Genomic DNA, 16,983 nt, shown 5'->3' with positions numbered 1-16,983 from the left:
AGGGTGGGCAGGCCGACGCTGTCGGACCTCGCCGTGTCGCTGCGCTTCGACGCTGCGACGCCGCGGCTGTTCGACGCCTGTGCCCGCGGCATCCGTCTGGATGACGTACTCCTGTCGGCACGCCGCGCCGGCATGATCGGCGACTATCTCACGGTGCGGATGCAGGACGCCGTCGTGACCTCGGCGACCACCGCGCTCTCGGGCGATGACCCCGCGGTGCAGGTCACCTTCGGGTTCGACGACGTGACCCTGACCTATCAGTCGCAGCTGCCTGACGGCTCCCTCGGCGACCCGGTCGCCGTCACGCTCAGTCGTCGCCCCAGGTGATCGCTTCGCTCGCCGCCCGGTTCGGCGGCGGCGCACAGGAACGTGGACATGCCGTCCACCGATCTGAAAGGGAACCACCGATGAGTTGGAACGAGATCAGCAGCACCGTCCGCATGCTGTCCCTGCTGGGGCGCATCAGGCCCGAGATCTTCGACGTCTATCCGCCGCACAGCCACCGGGCGCACCTGCAGAGCAGGTTCGACGCGGTCGCGCTCAACCCGCAGCCGCTCCCGCCCAGGTGGCTCGTGGCGGCCTCCGACCTGTCGGGCCATATCGCCGAGGCTGTGCTCGACGCCGATCTGCGGGGTGAGGATCGCCCCGGCTGGGTGAGCGAGGTGGTCGACGACTGGTGCGGCACCGGCTGGCCGAGAAGGCTGCCCATTCCGCTGCCCGGCCCGCGCGGCGAAGGCCCGCAGCCGGATCCGTGGGATGTCGCGGCAGCGCAGCTCGCCGGTGCCGTGGCCTTCGCCTCGCTCGCCGCCCGACTCGGCGGCGGAGGGGCACAGGAGACGTTCGCCCAGCTCGCCGAGAGCCTTGCCGAGGCATCGAGTCGCGAGATGTAGTCCGCGTCAGCGGTTGTCGCCCGTGACGTCGATGAGCACCTTGCCCACCGCGCCCTGCTCGACGGCGTCGTGGGCGGCGGCCGTCTCCTCCAGGGGGAACCAGGTCAGCGGCAACCCGGCCTGCTCGCCGACCGGCAGTGCGCCGTCGTGCAGCGCCGCGGTGATGTCTTGTGCCGCGGCGCTCAGCGCGGAATCCCCGACCGTGTACAGCAGCAGACCCTGGATCCGCACGTTCTTCGCGAAGGTCGGCCGCACCGGGATGGTGGCCTGGTCGCCCCCGTTGTCGGCGTAGTAGGCGATCGATCCGTGGTTTGCGACGACCTGGCCGTCGAGAGCGGCGTTCTGCGCCAGAGACACCTCGATGATGTGGTCCACGCCACCGGGGGCGACGGCGGCGATCTGCCCAGCAGTGTCGCCCTCCCGGTAGTTCACGACGTGGTGGGCACCCGCGGCGAGCGCGAGCGCGGCCTTCTCGTCGCTCGAGATGGTCGCGATCACCGTCGCCCCGGCCCACCTCGCGAGCTGGATGGCGGCGTGGCCGACGGCGCCCGCTCCCCCGGCGACGAGCACGACCCGGCCCTCGAGCGCGCCCGGCGACAGCCGCGCCGGTCCGGCCTCGTGCACAGTGAGCGCCCGGTGCGCCGTCATGGCGGGAACCCCGAGGCTGGCGGCGACGTCGAAGCCGACGCCCTCGGGAAGCTTCACTGCCCGCGCCGCGGGCACGACGGTGTACTCCTGCGCCGTCCCGGTCGGGCGCTGATGCTGGGCCAGGTACAGCCAGACGCGGTCGCCGACGGAGAGTTCTCTCACACCGTCGCCGATGGCGTCCACCACTCCCGCCCCGTCCTGATTCGGCACGATCTCGTCGAACGCCAGGGCTCCGCTGGATCCCACGCGCGCCTTCCAGTCCGTCGGATTGACGCCCGACACCGCGACCTTCACGCGCACCTCTCCCGGGCCGGGCTGCGCAGGCTCACGCTCCGCGAGCGAGAGGACGGACGACGTTCCGGGGCGGGAGTAGACGATCGATCGCATGCCGGAGGTCAACGCCCGCGGGGCGGCGGGCATTTCCCGCGCCGCCGATCCCAGGCGCCGGGCTCACCCGCCGCGCGGACCATGTTCGCGGTCTCGAGGTCGAGACTCCGCATACCTAGTCGCCCCACGCCGCGCGCACCTCCCGCGGCGACCGTCCCCGGGGCTGCGACGGGCGGGGGCCGAGTTCGCCCTGCGGCGGCGGGGTGCTCAGCGTCATCGGCGTCCCGGGTGCGAGGTCCACGACGTCGCCGAAATGGCGGATGCGCAGCGTCCCTTCGCCCGCCATCGTGTAGGTCGTCGCGTCGGCGCCGACGTCGACGCGGAGCACGCATCCGGCGACGCGGACGCCGAAGGCCAGCCGGGTGAGCGGAGCCGCCAGACGAGGCGCGAACGCCAGGTCGCGGCATCCGTCCCGCATCCCGCCGAGGCCCGACACGACCGCCGTCCAGACGCCCGCGAGCGCGGCCACGTGCAGGCCGTCGTCGACATCGTCGCGCAGGTCGTCGAGGTCGATCGTGGCGGCCTCGCGGAGGTACTCGATCGCGAGGTCGAGATGCCCGACCCGCGCGGCCACGACGGACTGCGACGATGCCGAGAGCGACGAATCCCGGACCGTGAGCTCCTCGTAGTAGGCGAAGGCGCGCGCCGTCTCGTCGGCCGAGAACTCCTCGGGGAAGAACTGGAGCGCCAGCACGAGGTCGGCCTGCTTCACCACCTGCTTGCGGTAGAGGTCGAAGTAGGGGAAGTGGTCCTGCAACGGGTACTGATCGGGCGACGTGGCGTCGAAGTCCCAGCGCTCCAGGTCGGTGAAGCCCGCCGACTGCTGATGCACGCCGCGTTCCTCGTCGACCGGGACGGCGATGGCGTCGGCGATGCCCTCCCACGCGCCGATCTCGTCGTCCGTGACGCCGAGCCGGCGGGCATCGGCGGGATGCCGGCGCGCGGCCTCGGCGGCGCCCCGCAGGTTCCGCCGGGCGGCGAGGTTCGTGAAGGTGTTGTCGTCCACCAGCGCCGAGTACTCGTCCGGACCGGTGATGCCGTCGAGGTGGAACACGCCGTCGCGACCGCGATACCCGAGCGACACCCACAGTCGCGCGGTCTCGACGAGGATCTCGAGCGCCACCTCGCGCTCGAAGTCCGCGTCGCCGGTGACCCGCACGTGCCGAAGGAGCGCGACCGCGATGTCGGCGTTGATGTGGAACGCGACGGTGCCGGCGGGCCAGTAGCCGGAGCACTCCCGTCCGCTGACCGTCCGCCAGGGGAACGCCGCACCGGCCAGGTGCAGCTGCTCGGCCCGCTCCCGCGCCAGGTCGAGCGTGGAGTGCCGCCAACGCAGGGCGTGGGCCGCGGCATCCGGAATCGTGTACGTGAGCACGGGCAGCAGGAACGCCTCGGCGTCCCAGAAGGTGTGCCCCTCGTACCCCGGGCCTGTCAGCCCCTTTCCGGGAATCGAGCGCACCTCGGTGCGCGCGGCCGACTGCAGCACCTGGAAGAGCGCGAACCTCACCGCCTGCTGCAGGCGCGCGTCGCCCTCGAGCACGATGTCGGCCGCATCCCAGAAGCGGTCGAGGTACTCGCGCTGCTCGCGGGCGAGCCCGTCCCAGCCGAGTCGAGTCGCGGTCGCCACGGCGGCCTGCACGCGGTCGCGCAACGCGGCATCCGTGAGCGCATCCGACCATTCGTGGGCCACGATCTTCACCAGACGGATGCTGTCGCCCGCGGCGAGCCGGGTCGTCACCGTCGTGCGGGCCACGTCGTCGGATGCCGCGGTGCTGACGGTGCAGTCGGCGCCCTCCACCACGTGGTCCATCGCCACGGCGACACCGATCCCACTGCGTCGCGTGCGGAGCAGGAGCGCGGCCCCGGTCGTGCCGGCGATCTGCTCGACGGGCTCGAACGGGTGCTTCAGGGGCTCCATCACGCGGTCGTCCGGATGCACGCGGGCCAGCGGCTCGTCTGCCACGATCTCCGAGAGCACGGTGAGGTCGATCGGTCCGCCGACGGCGGTCACGCGGTACTGGATCGCGGCGACCGGGCGGTGCGTGAGCGACACCAGCCGGGTGGACTCGATGTGCACGGTGTCGCCGGCGGGTGAGGTCCACCGCAGTTCGCGCCGCATCGTCCCCGCACGGAAGTCGAGGTGCTGCTCGTGGTGCTCGAGCCGCCCCTCGCGGATGTCGAGCGGCTCATCTCCGACCAGCAGCCGGATCACCTTGCCATCGGGGGCGTTGATCAGCGCCTCGCCGTGCTCGGGATAGGCGTACCCGTCCTCGGCATACGGCATCGGGTGCTCTTCGAACAGCCCGTTCAGATACGCGCCGGGCACTTCGCAGGGGTCGCCTTCGTCGAGGGTGCCGCGCCAGCCGATGTGGCCGTTGGAGAGCGAGAACACGGACTCGCGACGCGCCTGGCGGTGCGGATCCCACCCCGACCAGCCGATCCCCCACGGCGAGACATCGAAACCGGAGCTGTGCGGCATGCCGCCAGTCTGCGGGTCCGCTCGCCGGCCGGCGAAGGCCTTGCAATCAGCGCGACAGCCCGGTAACGCGGCGGTTGCGCCGTCAGCGAATCGGGCGGGTCAGCCGCGTCCGTCAGGACGAGGATGGACCCCGTGCCTGTAGAAGGAGTGGGAGTGACCGCCGTCGCGGTCGCCGCAGCCCGTGCGCTCGAGTCCGAGCGTCCCGACGCGCTCGTCGACGACCCGTGGGCCGCCACGCTCGTGCGGGAGTCGGGCGTCGCGGTGCCGTTTCCCGAGCGCTGGCCCGCCGACCTCGGCGACGTGCCGGCCATGGAGCACTCGATGCTCCTGGGCGCCATGTACATCGGCCTGCGCACGCGCTTCATCGACGACGAGCTGCGCGCCGGCGCGGTGCCTCAGGTCGTCATCCTGGGCAGCGGCCTCGACACCCGCTCATGGCGGCTCGCCTGGCCTGCCGGCACCCGCCTGTTCGAGCTCGACTCCCCCGGCGTGGTCGAGTTCCTCGACAGGACGATGGATGCTGCGGGTGCGATGCCGACCGCGGACCGTACGGCTCTCGCCGCCGACGTCACCGCGCCCTGGGCGTCGGCGATCGTCCGAGCCGGCCTCCGTCCCGATCATCCGACGCACTGGGTGCTCGAAGGACTCCTCCCCTACCTCGGCGCGCACGATCAGTCGGCGCTCCTCGATGACATCATCGCGCTGTCGGCGCCAGGATCGCGGGCCGTGATCGAGCGGGCACCGGCTCTGACCGACACCCCGGAGACGCGCGAGCGGCTGCAGACGTTCTCGCTGGCCACCGGCATCCCGTTCGACGATCTTCTCGCGCGCACGGATCCGCCTGATCCCGCCGAGGTATTGACTGCGGCGGGATGGGCGGTCGACGAGGTCGCGGTGCACGACCTGGAGCGCCGGTACTCGCGGCCGCTGCGGATCGACCGCGACGAGCCGGAGGAGCCCTCCGAGCCGTCGCAGCCGTCCCAGCGCGGCGGGTTCGTGACCGCCGTCCGCGGCGAGCGGTGGCGGGCGCCCCGAGCCGCGGCGAGGGGTGACGCGGGTCAGCACGCCCGGCGCCGTGAGTCGGCTCGATCGCACTGTCACGGCGCCGCTCCCGCACCGATTCGCGTCATCTGAACCGATTCGGCGCCGAAACGCACCACACGATGCACTAGGAGACCGGGCTGCCGCGAGCGATGACCGGGTCGGCAGGCGGAGGGGGTGCGGATGTCGGCAGCCCGTGGTTTGCTGGCGCCATGCGCACCGCGACCTCTGCTGACGGCACACCCATCGCGTACGACGTCACCGGCGACGGCCCGGCCGTCGTCATCGTGAACGGCGCGATGTCGACCGCGGCCGACGCGGGCGGATTGGCGGAAGCCTTGACGGATGCCGGCTTCCGGGCGGTCACGTGGGACCGCCGCGCCCGCGGCGCGAGCGGTGACGTGCGCGGTTCGACGCCCGACCGCGAGGTCGAGGATCTCGCCGCAGTGATCGACGCCGTGGGCGGCGACGCCGCTGTGCTCGGGCACTCCTCCGGAGCGGTGCTGGCGCTGGTCGCGGCATCCCGCGGCGTCCCCATCCGCGCGCTGTTCCTCTCGGAGCCTCCCTTCCGATTCGGGGTCGACGAGCCCGCCGACGACCTAGCCGACCGACTGCAGCGCTACGTCGACGAGGACCGCCCGGACGACGCGATCGTCACCTTCCAGCTGGAAAGCGTCGGACTGCCGCGCGAGATGGTCGAGGGCATCCGCGCGAGCGACCAGTTCGCCGCGCTGCTGCCGCTCGCCCAGTCCACGGTGTACGACACGAACCTCGTCCGCGAAGCGTCGATCCCGACGGACGAGATGCTCGCCGTCACGGCTCCGGTCACGATCCTGCGCGGCGAGCAGACGTTCCCGATCCTCTTGACCGCCGCCGACCGCCTCGCCGAGGCCATGGACGGCGCGGAACTCGTCGTCGTGCCCGAATCGGTGATGCATCGCCCCGACCCCGCCGCGACCGCCCGCGTGATCAAGGAGCGGCTGGGGTAGACCCCGTCAGTCGTTGAGGCGGTCCAACAGGTCGACGGCCGCCCGCGCGTAATCCCCGATCCACCGATCGTGGATGCGCTTGATCGGCAGCGGCGCCAGAGCGAGGTGGCGCTCGCGGCCGATCCTTCGCCCGGTGACGAGTTCGGCCCGCTCGAGGACGCGCAGATGCTGGAGCACCGTCGTGCGATCCACCTCCGGGAAGCGTGCGCAGAGTGCCCCTGTGGTGAGCGGCTCGGCCTTCAGGGCATCGAGCATGCGTCGGCGAAGGGGTGCGGCGAGCGCCTTGAACACCAGGTCGTCGTCCGACCCCTTGCGCCCGGCATCCATCATGTTATAAAACTACAACATGTCTCACGAACTCTCGGAACTGTCGTTCACCGTGTCGGGACGCGTGGCCCGACCCGCGGCCGAGGTCTACGAAGCCGTCGCCGACCCCGCACAGCTCTCGCGCTACTTCACGACCGGCGGCGCGCGCGGACGGCTCGAACCGGGCGCCGACGTCACCTGGGACTTCGCCGATTTCCCCGGGCGGTTCCCGGTGACCGTGGTCGAAGCCGACCCGCCGCGCAAGCTCGTCATCCGCTGGGAGGCCCGCGCCGGCGTCGCATCGGAGACCACCACCACGTTCGAGTTCGAGCCGATCGATGACGGCGCCCGCACCCTCGTGACGATCAGCGAGTCGGCGTGGGAGGCCAGCCCGGACGGCGCGAAGAACGCGTTCGGCAACTGCGAGGGCTGGACCGGCATGCTCGCCGCGCTGAAGGTGTGGGTCGAGCACGGGATCAACCTGCGCGACGGCTTCTACGCCTAGCCCGCGACACGCCGACTCGTCGCGCGAGCGTCAGCCCCGGAAGAACGCGACGCCGAGGTCCGGGTGGTCGACGAACACGCCGTCGACGCCGCTGTCGCGGATCATGCCCCACTCGGCCTCCCAGTCGCCGAAGGCCGACGGACCGCCGCGCGTGCGGAACTGGCCGATCAAAAAGCGGTTCTCCGGCCGGCAGGTCCAGGTGAACACCCGCAGACCGCGGTCATGCGCGTCGGCGACGACGGGCGACGGCCCACCGGCGCGGCCGAGCTTGTCGGGCGCGAGGATCGCCCGCTTGTCCACGCTGATCCCGTCGACCCGCCCCACCAGCGCGTCGAGGCCGGCGGGTGCAGCCGTCTGCCGGTAAGTCGGGGCCGACTTGCCCTGGGCCGCGAACAGGTCGAACGGCCGTCCCGATGCCTCCAGCAGATACACGTACGCCGCACGGATGCCTCGTTCCTTGAGCGAGAGCAGCACGGTGGACTCGAACGACTCGATGGTCAGCGGCAGCTCTCCGCCGGCCCAGCCGGCCTCGCGCAGCTCGGCATCCACCAGCGCGGCGATGTCCCATCCGTCTGCGGCGCCGAAGCACGTTGCGAAGTAGGTGGCGTGCTTGATCTCGAGCACGACGCCGATCTCGCGGCCCTGTTCCAGCGAAGCGGCGCGGACCGCGTCGAGCACATCGCGCAGCCGCAGCACCGGCTGCTCGTCGTCGAAGCTCGCGCTCGAGGGCCGCAGTTCGGGGAGGCGCTCCCGGCAGCGCAGCGTCGCCAGCTCGTCCCAGGTGAAGTCCTCGGTGAACCAGCCGGTCTGCTCGGCGCCGTCGATCGTCTTGGTGGTGCGGCGGTCCGCGAACTCCGGCCGGTCGGCGACGTCCGTCGTGCCCGAGATCTCATTCTCGTGCCGCACGACGAGCACGCCGTCGCGCGAGACCACGACGTCCGGCTCGACCGCATCGATCCCCATGGCGAACGCCAGGGCGTACGACGAGGGCGAGTGCTCGGGGCGATAGCCAGGCGCACCGCGGTGACCGATGACGAGCGGTTTGCGACGAGGCACCGTTCCAGCGTAGTCAGCGCGGTGCACCCGCCCGGGCGGTTGCGGCATCCGTTCATAGCCCTCTCACAGCGCCCACCCGTGCCGCCCGGGCACCCGTCGGATAGTGTTGATCAACAGCATCCTGCTGGGATTCCCTTGACATTGGAGTGTGAGAGAGCAGTGGCCCTCAACAACCCCGCGTTCAACAACCCGGCCTTCCAGGACCCGAAGGCCGTTCAGACCTACCCCGGCGGTCCTCAGGCGGCGAACCTGGGAGCACAGACGCAGTTCGCGACGGCTCAGACGGCCGGAACGGATGCCGCAGCCCAGGCGCGTCTCGAGGGCATGTACGCCGCTCCCCCCGCCGGCGCCGTCGAGACCGGTCGCATGTCGGTCGAAGACACCGTGTGGAAGACGCTCGGACTGTTCGCCGTCCTCGTCGTCGGCGCCGTCGCCGGCTGGATGTGGACCATGGCGGGCGTCACGCCGGCCAACCCCGACCCGTCGATCGCCCCGTGGGCGATCGGCGCCCTCGGCGGCTTCGTGCTCTCGCTCGTCGTCATCTTCACGTCGCGCAAGAAGATCCGCCCCGCGCTCATCTTCGGCTACGCCGCGTTCGAGGGCCTGTTCGTGGGAGGCATCTCGGCCTTCTTCGAGATGATGTTCGAGGGCATCGTCCTCCAGGCGACCCTCGCGACCCTCTCGGTCGTCGGCGTGACCCTCGCCCTCTTCGCCAGCGGCAAGATCCGCGCGTCGAAGAAGGCCACCAAGGTCTTCCTCATCGCGATGGTCGGCTACCTGGTGTTCTCGCTCATCAACATCGGCCTGATGATCTTCGGTGCCCCGATCGCCGGCGGCGCGTTCGGTCTGCTGAGCGCGAGGGGCCCGCTCGGCATCCCGTGGGGCGTCATCATCGGCGTCTTCGTCGTCATCATGGCGGCGTACTCGCTGGTGCTCGACTTCGACAACATCCAGCAGGGCGTCCGCAACGGCGCTCCGCGCCAGTACGGCTGGCTCGGCGGCTTCGGCATCATGGTCACCGTCGTCTGGCTGTACATCGAGATCCTCCGCATCATCGCCATCGCGCGCAGCAGCAGCTGACGCTTCGCGCTCACGAACGGCCGTCCGGTCCTCCGGGCGGCCGTTCGGCGTCTCAGGTCGCTGCCATGGCAGCCGGGAGCCTGCCGTGCATCCCGCCCGCACGCTTTCCGAGCCGATGGACGGCGCTTAGGCTGAAGCCGATTCGAGGAGTGGCATGTCATGGCTCGGCGTCTTGCGGTCTGCGCCGTCGCCGTGGTGCTCTGCCTCAGCGGCTGCGCAGGAGGACCGATGACCGAGTCCACACCCTCCGAGCCCACGTCCGCCGGGCCCACGCCCCCCGAGCCGACGCCCTCCGAACCCACAGCCTCCGCGCCGACGCCCTCGGCGCACACCCGTCCGCCCTTCGCGACGACCCCGCGTGGACCGATCGAACCGACCGGCGAACCCGCCAACGTTCCGCCGGCCCGGTGGGATGCGATCGTCGCCGATCTCGTCGCGCGCGGGGTCACCGGCACGCCCGAGCTCGTCTCCGCCCACGCCGTCACCTGGCGCAACGGCGCCCTCGGCTGCCCGAAGCCCGGAATGTTCTACACTCAGGCGCTCGTGGACGGCATGCGCGTCGTCGTCTCGGTGGACGGCACGACCTACGACTACCGCTTCGGAACCTCGAACACGCCGAGGCTCTGCGAACACTGATCGCAACCGTCACCGCGGCATATGACCGCGAGGCGGGTGGGATGCCGCGGGCATAGGCTGCCGGCATCCGTTACCCCCTACGCACGAAGTGGCGCCCCGTCTTTCGACGGGACGCCACCTCTGGACCGTGCGGGGCTGTTACTTGGCCTTGACCAGGATCGCCTCGTCCTTGCCGGCCGCGTTGTCGGTCGCGACGACCATGACACCGAGCGGGTGCTGCTCAGCGAACGCCGCAGCGTTCACGTCGACGGGCACCGGGACGGTTCCCCCGACGGGCACCGTCTCGTACTGCCCGTTGGTGAGAGCCGGAGCCCACGGGTTGTACGTCGCGGTCGCATCGATGGCGTCCGACCCGTCGTTGACCGACGAGAAGCTCTGCACCGTGTAGTCGAACGCACCGGCCGTGAGGCCGAGGTCGCCCGCGAACACCGGCAGCAGGATGGTGCTGCTGTCGGTCGGCGCCGAGGCGTTGAATCCCGTGGCGAGCGTGTCGCCGGTGGCCACCTCGTAGGCGAACACCTGGGAGATGCCGTTGGCGTCGCCGGCCGTGACGAGGCCGCCGTCAGCCGAGAAGACGATCCACTCCGGCTCGCCGTCACGGTTCGCGTCGATGACGACGTCGAACTCGTTCGCCGCCGCGTTCGACCACCGGTTGTGCGTGCTGACCGCGAACACCAGCAGCTGGTCGCCGGCCGCGGCGAACGACTGCACACCGGCCGCGCGCAGGTCGTAGCCGGTGTCGGTGAACGACTTCGGTGCGTCCTGCTTGTCTTCCAGGCCCCACGTGTAGAAGTCGGCGTCGGCCGCGAAGGCACCGGCCCTGTTCTTGAGCGTGACCTGCACCTGGCCGTCGACCGGCTGGCCCTTCTTCGTCACCTTGAGGTCGCCCGATGCCGAGACATCGCTCGTCGCGCGAGGAACGAGCAGGTACGGAACCCGCAGCGTGTCCGCCGCCGACGTGAAGACCACGTCGCCCGAGAACTCGTAGAAGGAGAATCCGCCGGCCAACGAGCTGCCGACGGCCGTGGCCGGGGCGGTGAGCGCGACGGTCACCTTGGCGCTGCTACCGGCCGGAACCGTGACCGAGCTCGGGCTGACGTTCACCGTGGCGGCTTCCGACTGCGCGGAGGCCTCGACGCCGACGTTGTACGTCACGGGCTGCGTGCCGTAGTTGGTCAGCAGCACCGTCTTCTTGCCCTCGAACGCCTTCGCGCTCTCCTGGAAGCCGAAGCTGAGCGCAGCCTCGCGCAGTCGTCCGTTCTCGGTCTTGAACGCGTCACCGGTCGCGGTGACCTGCTGGTTCACGGCCTGCGCCGCGTCCACCAGGCCCACGCCCCCGCGAACGAGGTTCTGACCGACGACGTTCTCCGGGTCGGCCGTCGACACGATCACCGAGGCGACCTCGCCGGCCGTCCAGGTGGGGTGCGCCTCCACGGCAAGGGCCGCGACGCCCGCGACGTGCGGTGCCGCCATTGACGTTCCCGAGTTCGTCGCGGGACCGTTGCCGGTGCCGACGCCGGTCGAGACGATCGAGACGCCCGGGGCCGCGACATCCACGCCGAGGGCGCTGTCGCCGCTGCGCGGACCGCTCGAGCTGAACGACGCGTAGCCGCGGAAGCCCGGGTTGACGAGGTCGGCCGGAGCGACCGTCGCGGGCTTGCCGTTGACGAGCTTCGGGCCGTCCGACGACCGGACGCCGAGGAACGGGATGGTGACGACGTACTCCTCGCCCGTGTCGGGGTTGGCGGTGATCGCGCCCTCGAACGGCGGGTAGTCGTTCGTGGTGTTGATCATCACCGCTGCTGCCGCACCGGCCTGCTGCGCGAAGATCGCCTTCGCGACCCGCGCGCAGACGCCGCGGGTCGAGACGGCGAGCTGATTGCCGCCCGCCGTGACGCCGGCGTGCTGATACGCCGCGACCGAGCAGCCCAGGGCCTCGTTCTCGTCCGCCGTGGCGGGATCGTCCGTGAGGCGGACCACCGTCATCTCGGGAAGCCCCGTGAGCACGGCGCCGTTGGCGTTGATCGCGGGGATCGCGACACCGTCGACGGTGATCTCGGCACCGGGGAAGGACTCCGTGCTGTCCACGGCCGAGACCGAGACCACACCGTCGCCGTTGCCGGCCAGGTACGGGCTCGGGCCTTCGTTGCCGGCCGACTTCACGACGACCACGCCGGCACCGACCGCGTTGGTGACCGCGACCTCGTCCGGGTCGTCAGCGCGGCCGAAGGGCGAGCCGAGCGACATGTTGATGACATCCATGCCGTTCTCGACGGCCCAGTCGATGGCGGGCACGACCACGTCGGTCGAGCCCTCGCAGCCGAAGACGCGGAGCGCGTAGACGTCGGCCTGCGGCGCGACACCGGGCCCGATCGTCCACTCGGCCGAGGCCGTCGACGCGTCGTACGGACCGGTGTAGGTCTGGCCGTCGGCCGTGACGCCGCTGCCGGCAGCGGTGCCGGCGACGTGGCTGCCGTGGCCGTTGCAGTCGAGCGGGTTGGCGTCCGGCATCGGGACCGGCTGGTAGCTCTCCGACGCGGGATCGGCGTTGTACGTGTCACCGACGAAGTCGTAGCCGCCCTTGACGCGGGGTGCGTCGGGGCCGAACTGTGCCGGGTCGGCGGGCTGGGTCTCGGCGGCGTTCGCCACTTCGTAGGCCTCGGGTGTTCCGACGCCGCCGAAGTTGGCGTGGGTGTAGTCGACGCCGGTGTCGATGACTCCGACCTTGATGTTCTCGCCGGTGTAGCCCGTGTCCTGCCACACCTCCGGCACGCCGAGGAACGGCACCGACACGGCGTTGTCGAGCGTGTAGGTCTTCACCGCGTGGACCGCGACGACGTTGGGCAGGGCCGCGACGGCGTCGACCTGATCGGCGGGAAGGGTGGCCTGGATGCCGTTGTAGGCGGACTGCATGGTCGCCGCGACGTCACCGTCCTTGCTCTCGATGGATCCGACGACGGCGTCCTGCGCCGACTTCAGCGAGTTCCTGATCGCCTTCTTCTCGGCGGGCGTTAGGTCCTTGCCCTTCTTCGCCTGCGCGACCGCGACCGGGTCGCCGGCCATCTCGACGATGACGGTGACACGGCCGTCGGCGCCGACACTCAAGGGACGGACGGTGGTGCCGACCGCGCCCTTCGTGTCGGACTTCTCGAACTTCGACGACGGATCGTCGTCGGGGGTGGCAGCCATCGCTGCGGTGGGTGTGGCGATCGCAAGCGCGAGCGCGCCGACCACCGCAAGGGAGCGTCGGATCAAGGGGGAGCCTACTTTCTACATGCACGGAAAGATCGGGGTATGGGCGCGACGCTATGTGCGAATTCTCAAAAGGTCAACAGAAATCTCCCAGGCTGAGCAGACCGCGCAGTCGCGGACGGCGAGTGTCGACCAAACGCGCATCGCGCGACGCTGGGAGCCTGGTCACCTCGCTGCGCGCCATTCCCCCGAAGGACCAGGACGTTCTGCTCTGAGCGGAACACCGTGGAGCGCTCCGCGCGCGCGTTCTATCGTGAGCGCATGGCCGAGATCATCCCGCTGCCGACGAAGATGCGTCCCTCTCATGAGCCCGAGCCGCGTCCCTCTCGTGAGCCCGAGCCGCTCTGGCGCGATGCCCTGGGCGATCGCCTGCGCCGGCTCCGGCATGAGCGCGGCGAACGCCTCGCCGACACCGCCGACCGCGCCGGGGTCTCCCCCCAGTACCTGTCCGAGATGGAGCGCGGCCTCAAGGAGCCGTCGAGCGAGATGATCGCCGCCGTCGCCGGTGCCCTCGAGGTGACCCTGATCGAGCTCACCGCGGGGGTCGTCGACGATCTCCGCACGCGCGTCGACGACCGCGCCACGGTGGGATGCCGCACCACCTACGCCCTCGCCGCCTGAGCCGCCCCCGCCCCTGGCCGATGTCGAGGGCCGCCGCTAGCCTGGCCGGGTGACGCCCTCGAAGTCCGAAGCCGAGATCCTCGAGATCGACGGTCACGACGTGCGCATCTCCAGCCCGTCCAAGATCGTCTTCCCCGAGCCCGGCATCACCAAGCTCGACATCGTCCGGTATTACCTCGCCGTGGCGGACGGCGCCCTCCGCGGCGCGGGCGGCCGGCCCATGGTGCTCAAGCGCTTCCCCAAGGGGATCGAGGCAGAGCCGTTCTTCCAGAAGCGCGTTCCCGAGAACCACCCCGACTTCATCGACACCGCAACCCTTCAGTACGCGCGGGGCACGTCGGCCGAAGAGGCTGTGATCCGGAATGCCGCGGGCCTGGCGTGGGTCATCAACCTCGGGTGCCTCGACCTCAACCCGCACCCGATCCGTGCCGAGGACCTCGACCACCCCGACGAGCTGCGCATCGACCTCGACCCCATGCCCGGCGTGGACTGGTCGCAGATCGTCGACGTCGCCTTCGTCGCTCGCGAGGTGCTCGACGATGTGGGCCTGGTGGGCTGGCCGAAGACCAGCGGGTCGCGGGGCATGCACATCCTGGTGCGCATCGCGCCGCAGTGGGACTACAAGCAGGTGCGCACCGCGGCCGAGACGCTCGCCCGCGAGGTCGAGAACCGCGCGCCGGGTCTCGCGACCGCCCGCTGGTGGAAAGAGGAGCGCGGCGAGAGCGTCTTCGTCGACTTCAACCAGAACGCCAAGGACCGCACAGTCGCCTCCGCGTACTCGATCCGTCCGCTGCCCGACGCGCGAGTGTCGACACCGCTCGACTGGGACGAGGTGCGCGAGCGCCGCCCGGCCGAGTTCACCGTGCTGACCGTGCCGCAGCGGTTCGCCGAGCTCGGCGACCCGCACGCCGGCATCGACGACGCCGTGGGCACGCTCGACGGGCTGCTGCGTCTGGCCGACGAGCTCGGCCCGGCGGAAAGGCCGCCGCGCGGCGGTGACGGCTCTGGCCGCCGTCAGTCCACGATGCCCCTCATCGAGATCGCCCGCACGAAGACGAAGTCGGAGTCCATCGCCGCGCTGGAGGAATGGATGCGGCGGCACCCGGCCGCGAACGCCCAGCTGCATCCCGCCGACGTGCTCATCGACGGGATGCGCGGCTCGAGCTCGCTCTGGTACCGCGTGCGCGTCAACCTGCAGCACGTGCCCGAGGCAGAGCGCCCGCCGCAGGAGGACCTGCTCGCCGACTACGACCCCTGGGAGGGCAAGGTCTGGCCCGGCTCGCCAGGTTCAGCCGGTCGGTGAGCCGATGCCCATCCTCGCCTCCGGTCGTTGAGCCGATGCCCATCCTCGCCTCCGGTCGTTGAGCGACCGAGATCCTCGGCCCGGTCGCTGAGCGAGCGAGATCCTCGGGCCGGTCGCTGAGCGAGCGAGGAACGAGCGAGACGAAGCGCGCCACAGGACCGCACAGCGCCTCGCCGCGCTTCGTCTCGCTGGCGCTCGCTCAGCGACCGGGTGGTCAACGCACAGCGCCTCGCCGCGCTTCGTCTCGCTGGCGCTCGCTCAGCGACCGGGTGGTCAACGCACAGCGCCTCGCCGCTCCTCGTCTCGCTGGCGCTCGCTCAGCGACCGGGTGGTCACCGCTCAACGACCGGATCAGTCCGCCCTCACCGGGGCACGCGCTCCAGCACCTGGTCGGCGAGACCGTAGGCGACGGCATCCGTCGCCGTGAACACCCGGTCGCGATCCGTGTCGACGCGCAGCTTGGCAGCATCCTGTCCGGTATGGCGCGCGAGGATCTCCTCGACTTCGCCGCGCACGCGGACGAGCTCGTCGGCCTGGAGGATCAGGTCGGGGATCGCGCCCCTCCCCTGCCCCGCCGGCTGGTGCAGCACCACGCGTGCGTGCGGCAGCACCGCGCGCTTGCCCGGTGCGCCGGCCGCGAGCATCACCGCGCCCACGCCGATGGCCTGCCCGACGACGGTGGTCGCGACGTCCGGCCGCACGTGCTGCATCGTGTCGTACACGGCGAGCATGGCGGCGGGATCCCCGCCCTCGCAGTTGATGTACAGCTGGATGTCGCGCTCGGGGCTGTCGGCGTCGAGGTGCAGCAGCTGTGCGATGAGGGCGTTCGCGACGCCGGCGTCGATCCCGGTGCCGAGGTAGACCACGCGCTCGGTCAGCAGCTGCGAGTAGACGTCCATGATGCGATCGCCGCGCGGATGCTGCGCGACCACGTTGGGGATCGTGTACGAGGTCATGCCGCCACCTCCCGCTTCGCCGTCACCTCTGCGCCGACGCCGAGACCCGCAGGCCGTCGACGCCGGGGCACCACCTGGGCGAAGTCCTCGACGATTCCGTCGATGAAGCCGTAATCCTGTGCTTGGGCGGCCGTGTACCAGCGGTCGTGCAGCGAGTCGTCGAAGATCCGGTCGATGCTCTGTCCGGTGTCCTCCGCGATGAGCCCGAGCACGGTGTCGCGCATGTGCCGGAGGTCGTCGGCCTGCACCTCGACCTCGACGGCGGAACCGCCGATGCCCGCGGAGCCCTGGTGCATCAGGATGCGCGCATGGGGCAGCGCGCGCCGTTTGCCCTTCGTCCCCGCCGACAGCAGGAACTGCCCCGCGCTGCACGCGAGTCCCAGGGCGAGGGTCGCGACATCGTTGGGGATGAGGTTCATGACGTCGCGGATCGCGAGCATCGACGGCACCGAGCCGCCGGGCGAGTGGATCCAGAGGGCGATGTCGGATGCCTCGTCCTCGGCCGCGAGAGCGAGCAGCTGCGTCGCGATCAGGGTGCCGTTGTCGTCGTCGAGCGGGCCGTCGAGCACGAGCACGCGCTGCTGGAACAGCTCGCGACGCGCTTCGGCCCCGAACTGTGGGATCTTGCCTTCGTCTGCCATGACCCCAGCCTGCGCGGGTGCGGCGGTCGCGGCATCCGTTTCCGCTCCCGGCGGCTCTGCCCTCAGCGGAGCCGACACCCCTCCCCCCACCGCTGACGTGCCGTATATGCACGCGACACGCCTGGCGTGTCGTACAGGTACGGCAAGTCAACCCTGGGGGGTGGGCGAGGGAGGCGGTGTGCGGCGGGACGGG

16 protein-coding genes are annotated in these 16,983 nt (G+C 70.9%); 9 read left to right on the top strand and 7 right to left on the bottom strand.

The window, feature by feature from the left end; translation table 11 throughout:
- A partial coding sequence (locus ACI3KY_RS18410; protein WP_404931582.1) for a type VI secretion system tube protein Hcp occupies positions 1-327 on the top strand: 327 nt, incomplete at its 5' end.
- An 80-nt stretch (positions 328-407) separates the two neighbouring features.
- On the top strand, positions 408-890 hold the full coding sequence (locus ACI3KY_RS18405) for a hypothetical protein (protein ID WP_404931581.1): 483 nt from the start codon (positions 408-410) through the stop codon (positions 888-890).
- A 6-nt stretch (positions 891-896) separates the two neighbouring features.
- On the opposite strand, the gene ACI3KY_RS18400 is transcribed toward ACI3KY_RS18405, so the two are convergent.
- Positions 897-1,925 (bottom strand): NADPH:quinone reductase, encoded by a 1,029-nt coding sequence (locus ACI3KY_RS18400; RefSeq protein WP_404931580.1) that lies wholly within the window; start codon positions 1,923-1,925, stop codon positions 897-899.
- A 115-nt stretch (positions 1,926-2,040) separates the two neighbouring features.
- Positions 2,041-4,404, bottom strand: coding sequence for a glycoside hydrolase family 65 protein (locus ACI3KY_RS18395; protein ID WP_404931579.1), 2,364 nt, complete (start codon positions 4,402-4,404; stop codon positions 2,041-2,043).
- 153 nt (positions 4,405-4,557) lie between these two features.
- On the opposite strand from ACI3KY_RS18395, the gene ACI3KY_RS18390 reads away from it, so the two are divergent.
- Together ACI3KY_RS18390 and ACI3KY_RS18385 are read left to right on the top strand one after the other, a co-directional pair.
- Entirely contained in the window at positions 4,558-5,538 is a 981-nt protein-coding gene (locus tag ACI3KY_RS18390; protein WP_404931578.1) for an SAM-dependent methyltransferase, read from the top strand.
- Between the two features lie 119 nt (positions 5,539-5,657).
- Complete coding sequence (locus tag ACI3KY_RS18385) at positions 5,658-6,434, top strand: alpha/beta fold hydrolase (protein ID WP_404931577.1); 777 nt, start codon at positions 5,658-5,660, stop codon at positions 6,432-6,434.
- Between the two features lie 6 nt (positions 6,435-6,440).
- Here the strand turns inward: ACI3KY_RS18385 and ACI3KY_RS18380 are convergent, their stop codons facing one another.
- Entirely contained in the window at positions 6,441-6,764 is a 324-nt protein-coding gene (locus ACI3KY_RS18380; protein WP_404931576.1) for an ArsR/SmtB family transcription factor, read from the bottom strand.
- 16 nt (positions 6,765-6,780) lie between these two features.
- Here ACI3KY_RS18380 and ACI3KY_RS18375 point away from each other — a divergent pair, with 16 nt between their 5' ends.
- Positions 6,781-7,245: an SRPBCC domain-containing protein gene (locus ACI3KY_RS18375; RefSeq protein WP_404931575.1), complete on the top strand. Its 465-nt coding sequence runs from the start codon at positions 6,781-6,783 to the stop codon at positions 7,243-7,245.
- Between the two features lie 30 nt (positions 7,246-7,275).
- Here the strand turns inward: ACI3KY_RS18375 and ACI3KY_RS18370 are convergent, their stop codons facing one another.
- Positions 7,276-8,301, bottom strand: coding sequence for a glycerophosphodiester phosphodiesterase family protein (locus tag ACI3KY_RS18370; RefSeq protein ID WP_404931574.1), 1,026 nt, complete (start codon positions 8,299-8,301; stop codon positions 7,276-7,278).
- A gap of 159 nt (positions 8,302-8,460) precedes the next feature.
- Between ACI3KY_RS18370 and ACI3KY_RS18365 the strand changes: the two genes are divergently transcribed.
- Positions 8,461-9,381, top strand: coding sequence for a Bax inhibitor-1/YccA family protein (locus ACI3KY_RS18365; RefSeq protein ID WP_404931573.1), 921 nt, complete (start codon positions 8,461-8,463; stop codon positions 9,379-9,381).
- Between the two features lie 228 nt (positions 9,382-9,609).
- Positions 9,610-10,017, top strand: coding sequence for a hypothetical protein (locus ACI3KY_RS18360; protein WP_404931572.1), 408 nt, complete (start codon positions 9,610-9,612; stop codon positions 10,015-10,017).
- A 138-nt stretch (positions 10,018-10,155) separates the two neighbouring features.
- Here ACI3KY_RS18360 and ACI3KY_RS18355 read toward each other — a convergent pair whose 3' ends face one another.
- Complete coding sequence (locus ACI3KY_RS18355; RefSeq protein ID WP_404931571.1) at positions 10,156-13,272, bottom strand: S8 family peptidase; 3,117 nt, start codon at positions 13,270-13,272, stop codon at positions 10,156-10,158.
- A gap of 258 nt (positions 13,273-13,530) precedes the next feature.
- Here ACI3KY_RS18355 and ACI3KY_RS18350 point away from each other — a divergent pair, with 258 nt between their 5' ends.
- Entirely contained in the window at positions 13,531-13,890 is a 360-nt protein-coding gene (locus ACI3KY_RS18350) for a helix-turn-helix domain-containing protein (protein WP_404931570.1), read from the top strand.
- A gap of 49 nt (positions 13,891-13,939) precedes the next feature.
- Positions 13,940-15,193: a non-homologous end-joining DNA ligase gene (ligD, locus tag ACI3KY_RS18345; protein ID WP_404931569.1), complete on the top strand. Its 1,254-nt coding sequence runs from the start codon at positions 13,940-13,942 to the stop codon at positions 15,191-15,193.
- A 362-nt stretch (positions 15,194-15,555) separates the two neighbouring features.
- On the opposite strand, the gene ACI3KY_RS18340 is transcribed toward ligD, so the two are convergent.
- Together ACI3KY_RS18340 and ACI3KY_RS18335 are read right to left on the bottom strand one after the other, a co-directional pair.
- Entirely contained in the window at positions 15,556-16,149 is a 594-nt protein-coding gene (locus ACI3KY_RS18340; RefSeq protein ID WP_404931568.1) for a ClpP family protease, read from the bottom strand.
- Entirely contained in the window at positions 16,146-16,790 is a 645-nt protein-coding gene (locus ACI3KY_RS18335; protein WP_404931567.1) for a ClpP family protease, read from the bottom strand. The genes ACI3KY_RS18340 and ACI3KY_RS18335 overlap by 4 nt, the downstream gene beginning before the upstream one ends.
- Positions 16,791-16,983: the final 193 nt, after the last annotated feature.

This window comes from Microbacterium sp. ZW T2_14, from assembly GCF_044987405.1.
GTDB lineage: Bacteria > Actinomycetota > Actinomycetes > Actinomycetales > Microbacteriaceae > Microbacterium.
Note: the sequence above shows the minus strand (reverse complement) of the source record. Positions and strands in the feature narration are given on the sequence as shown.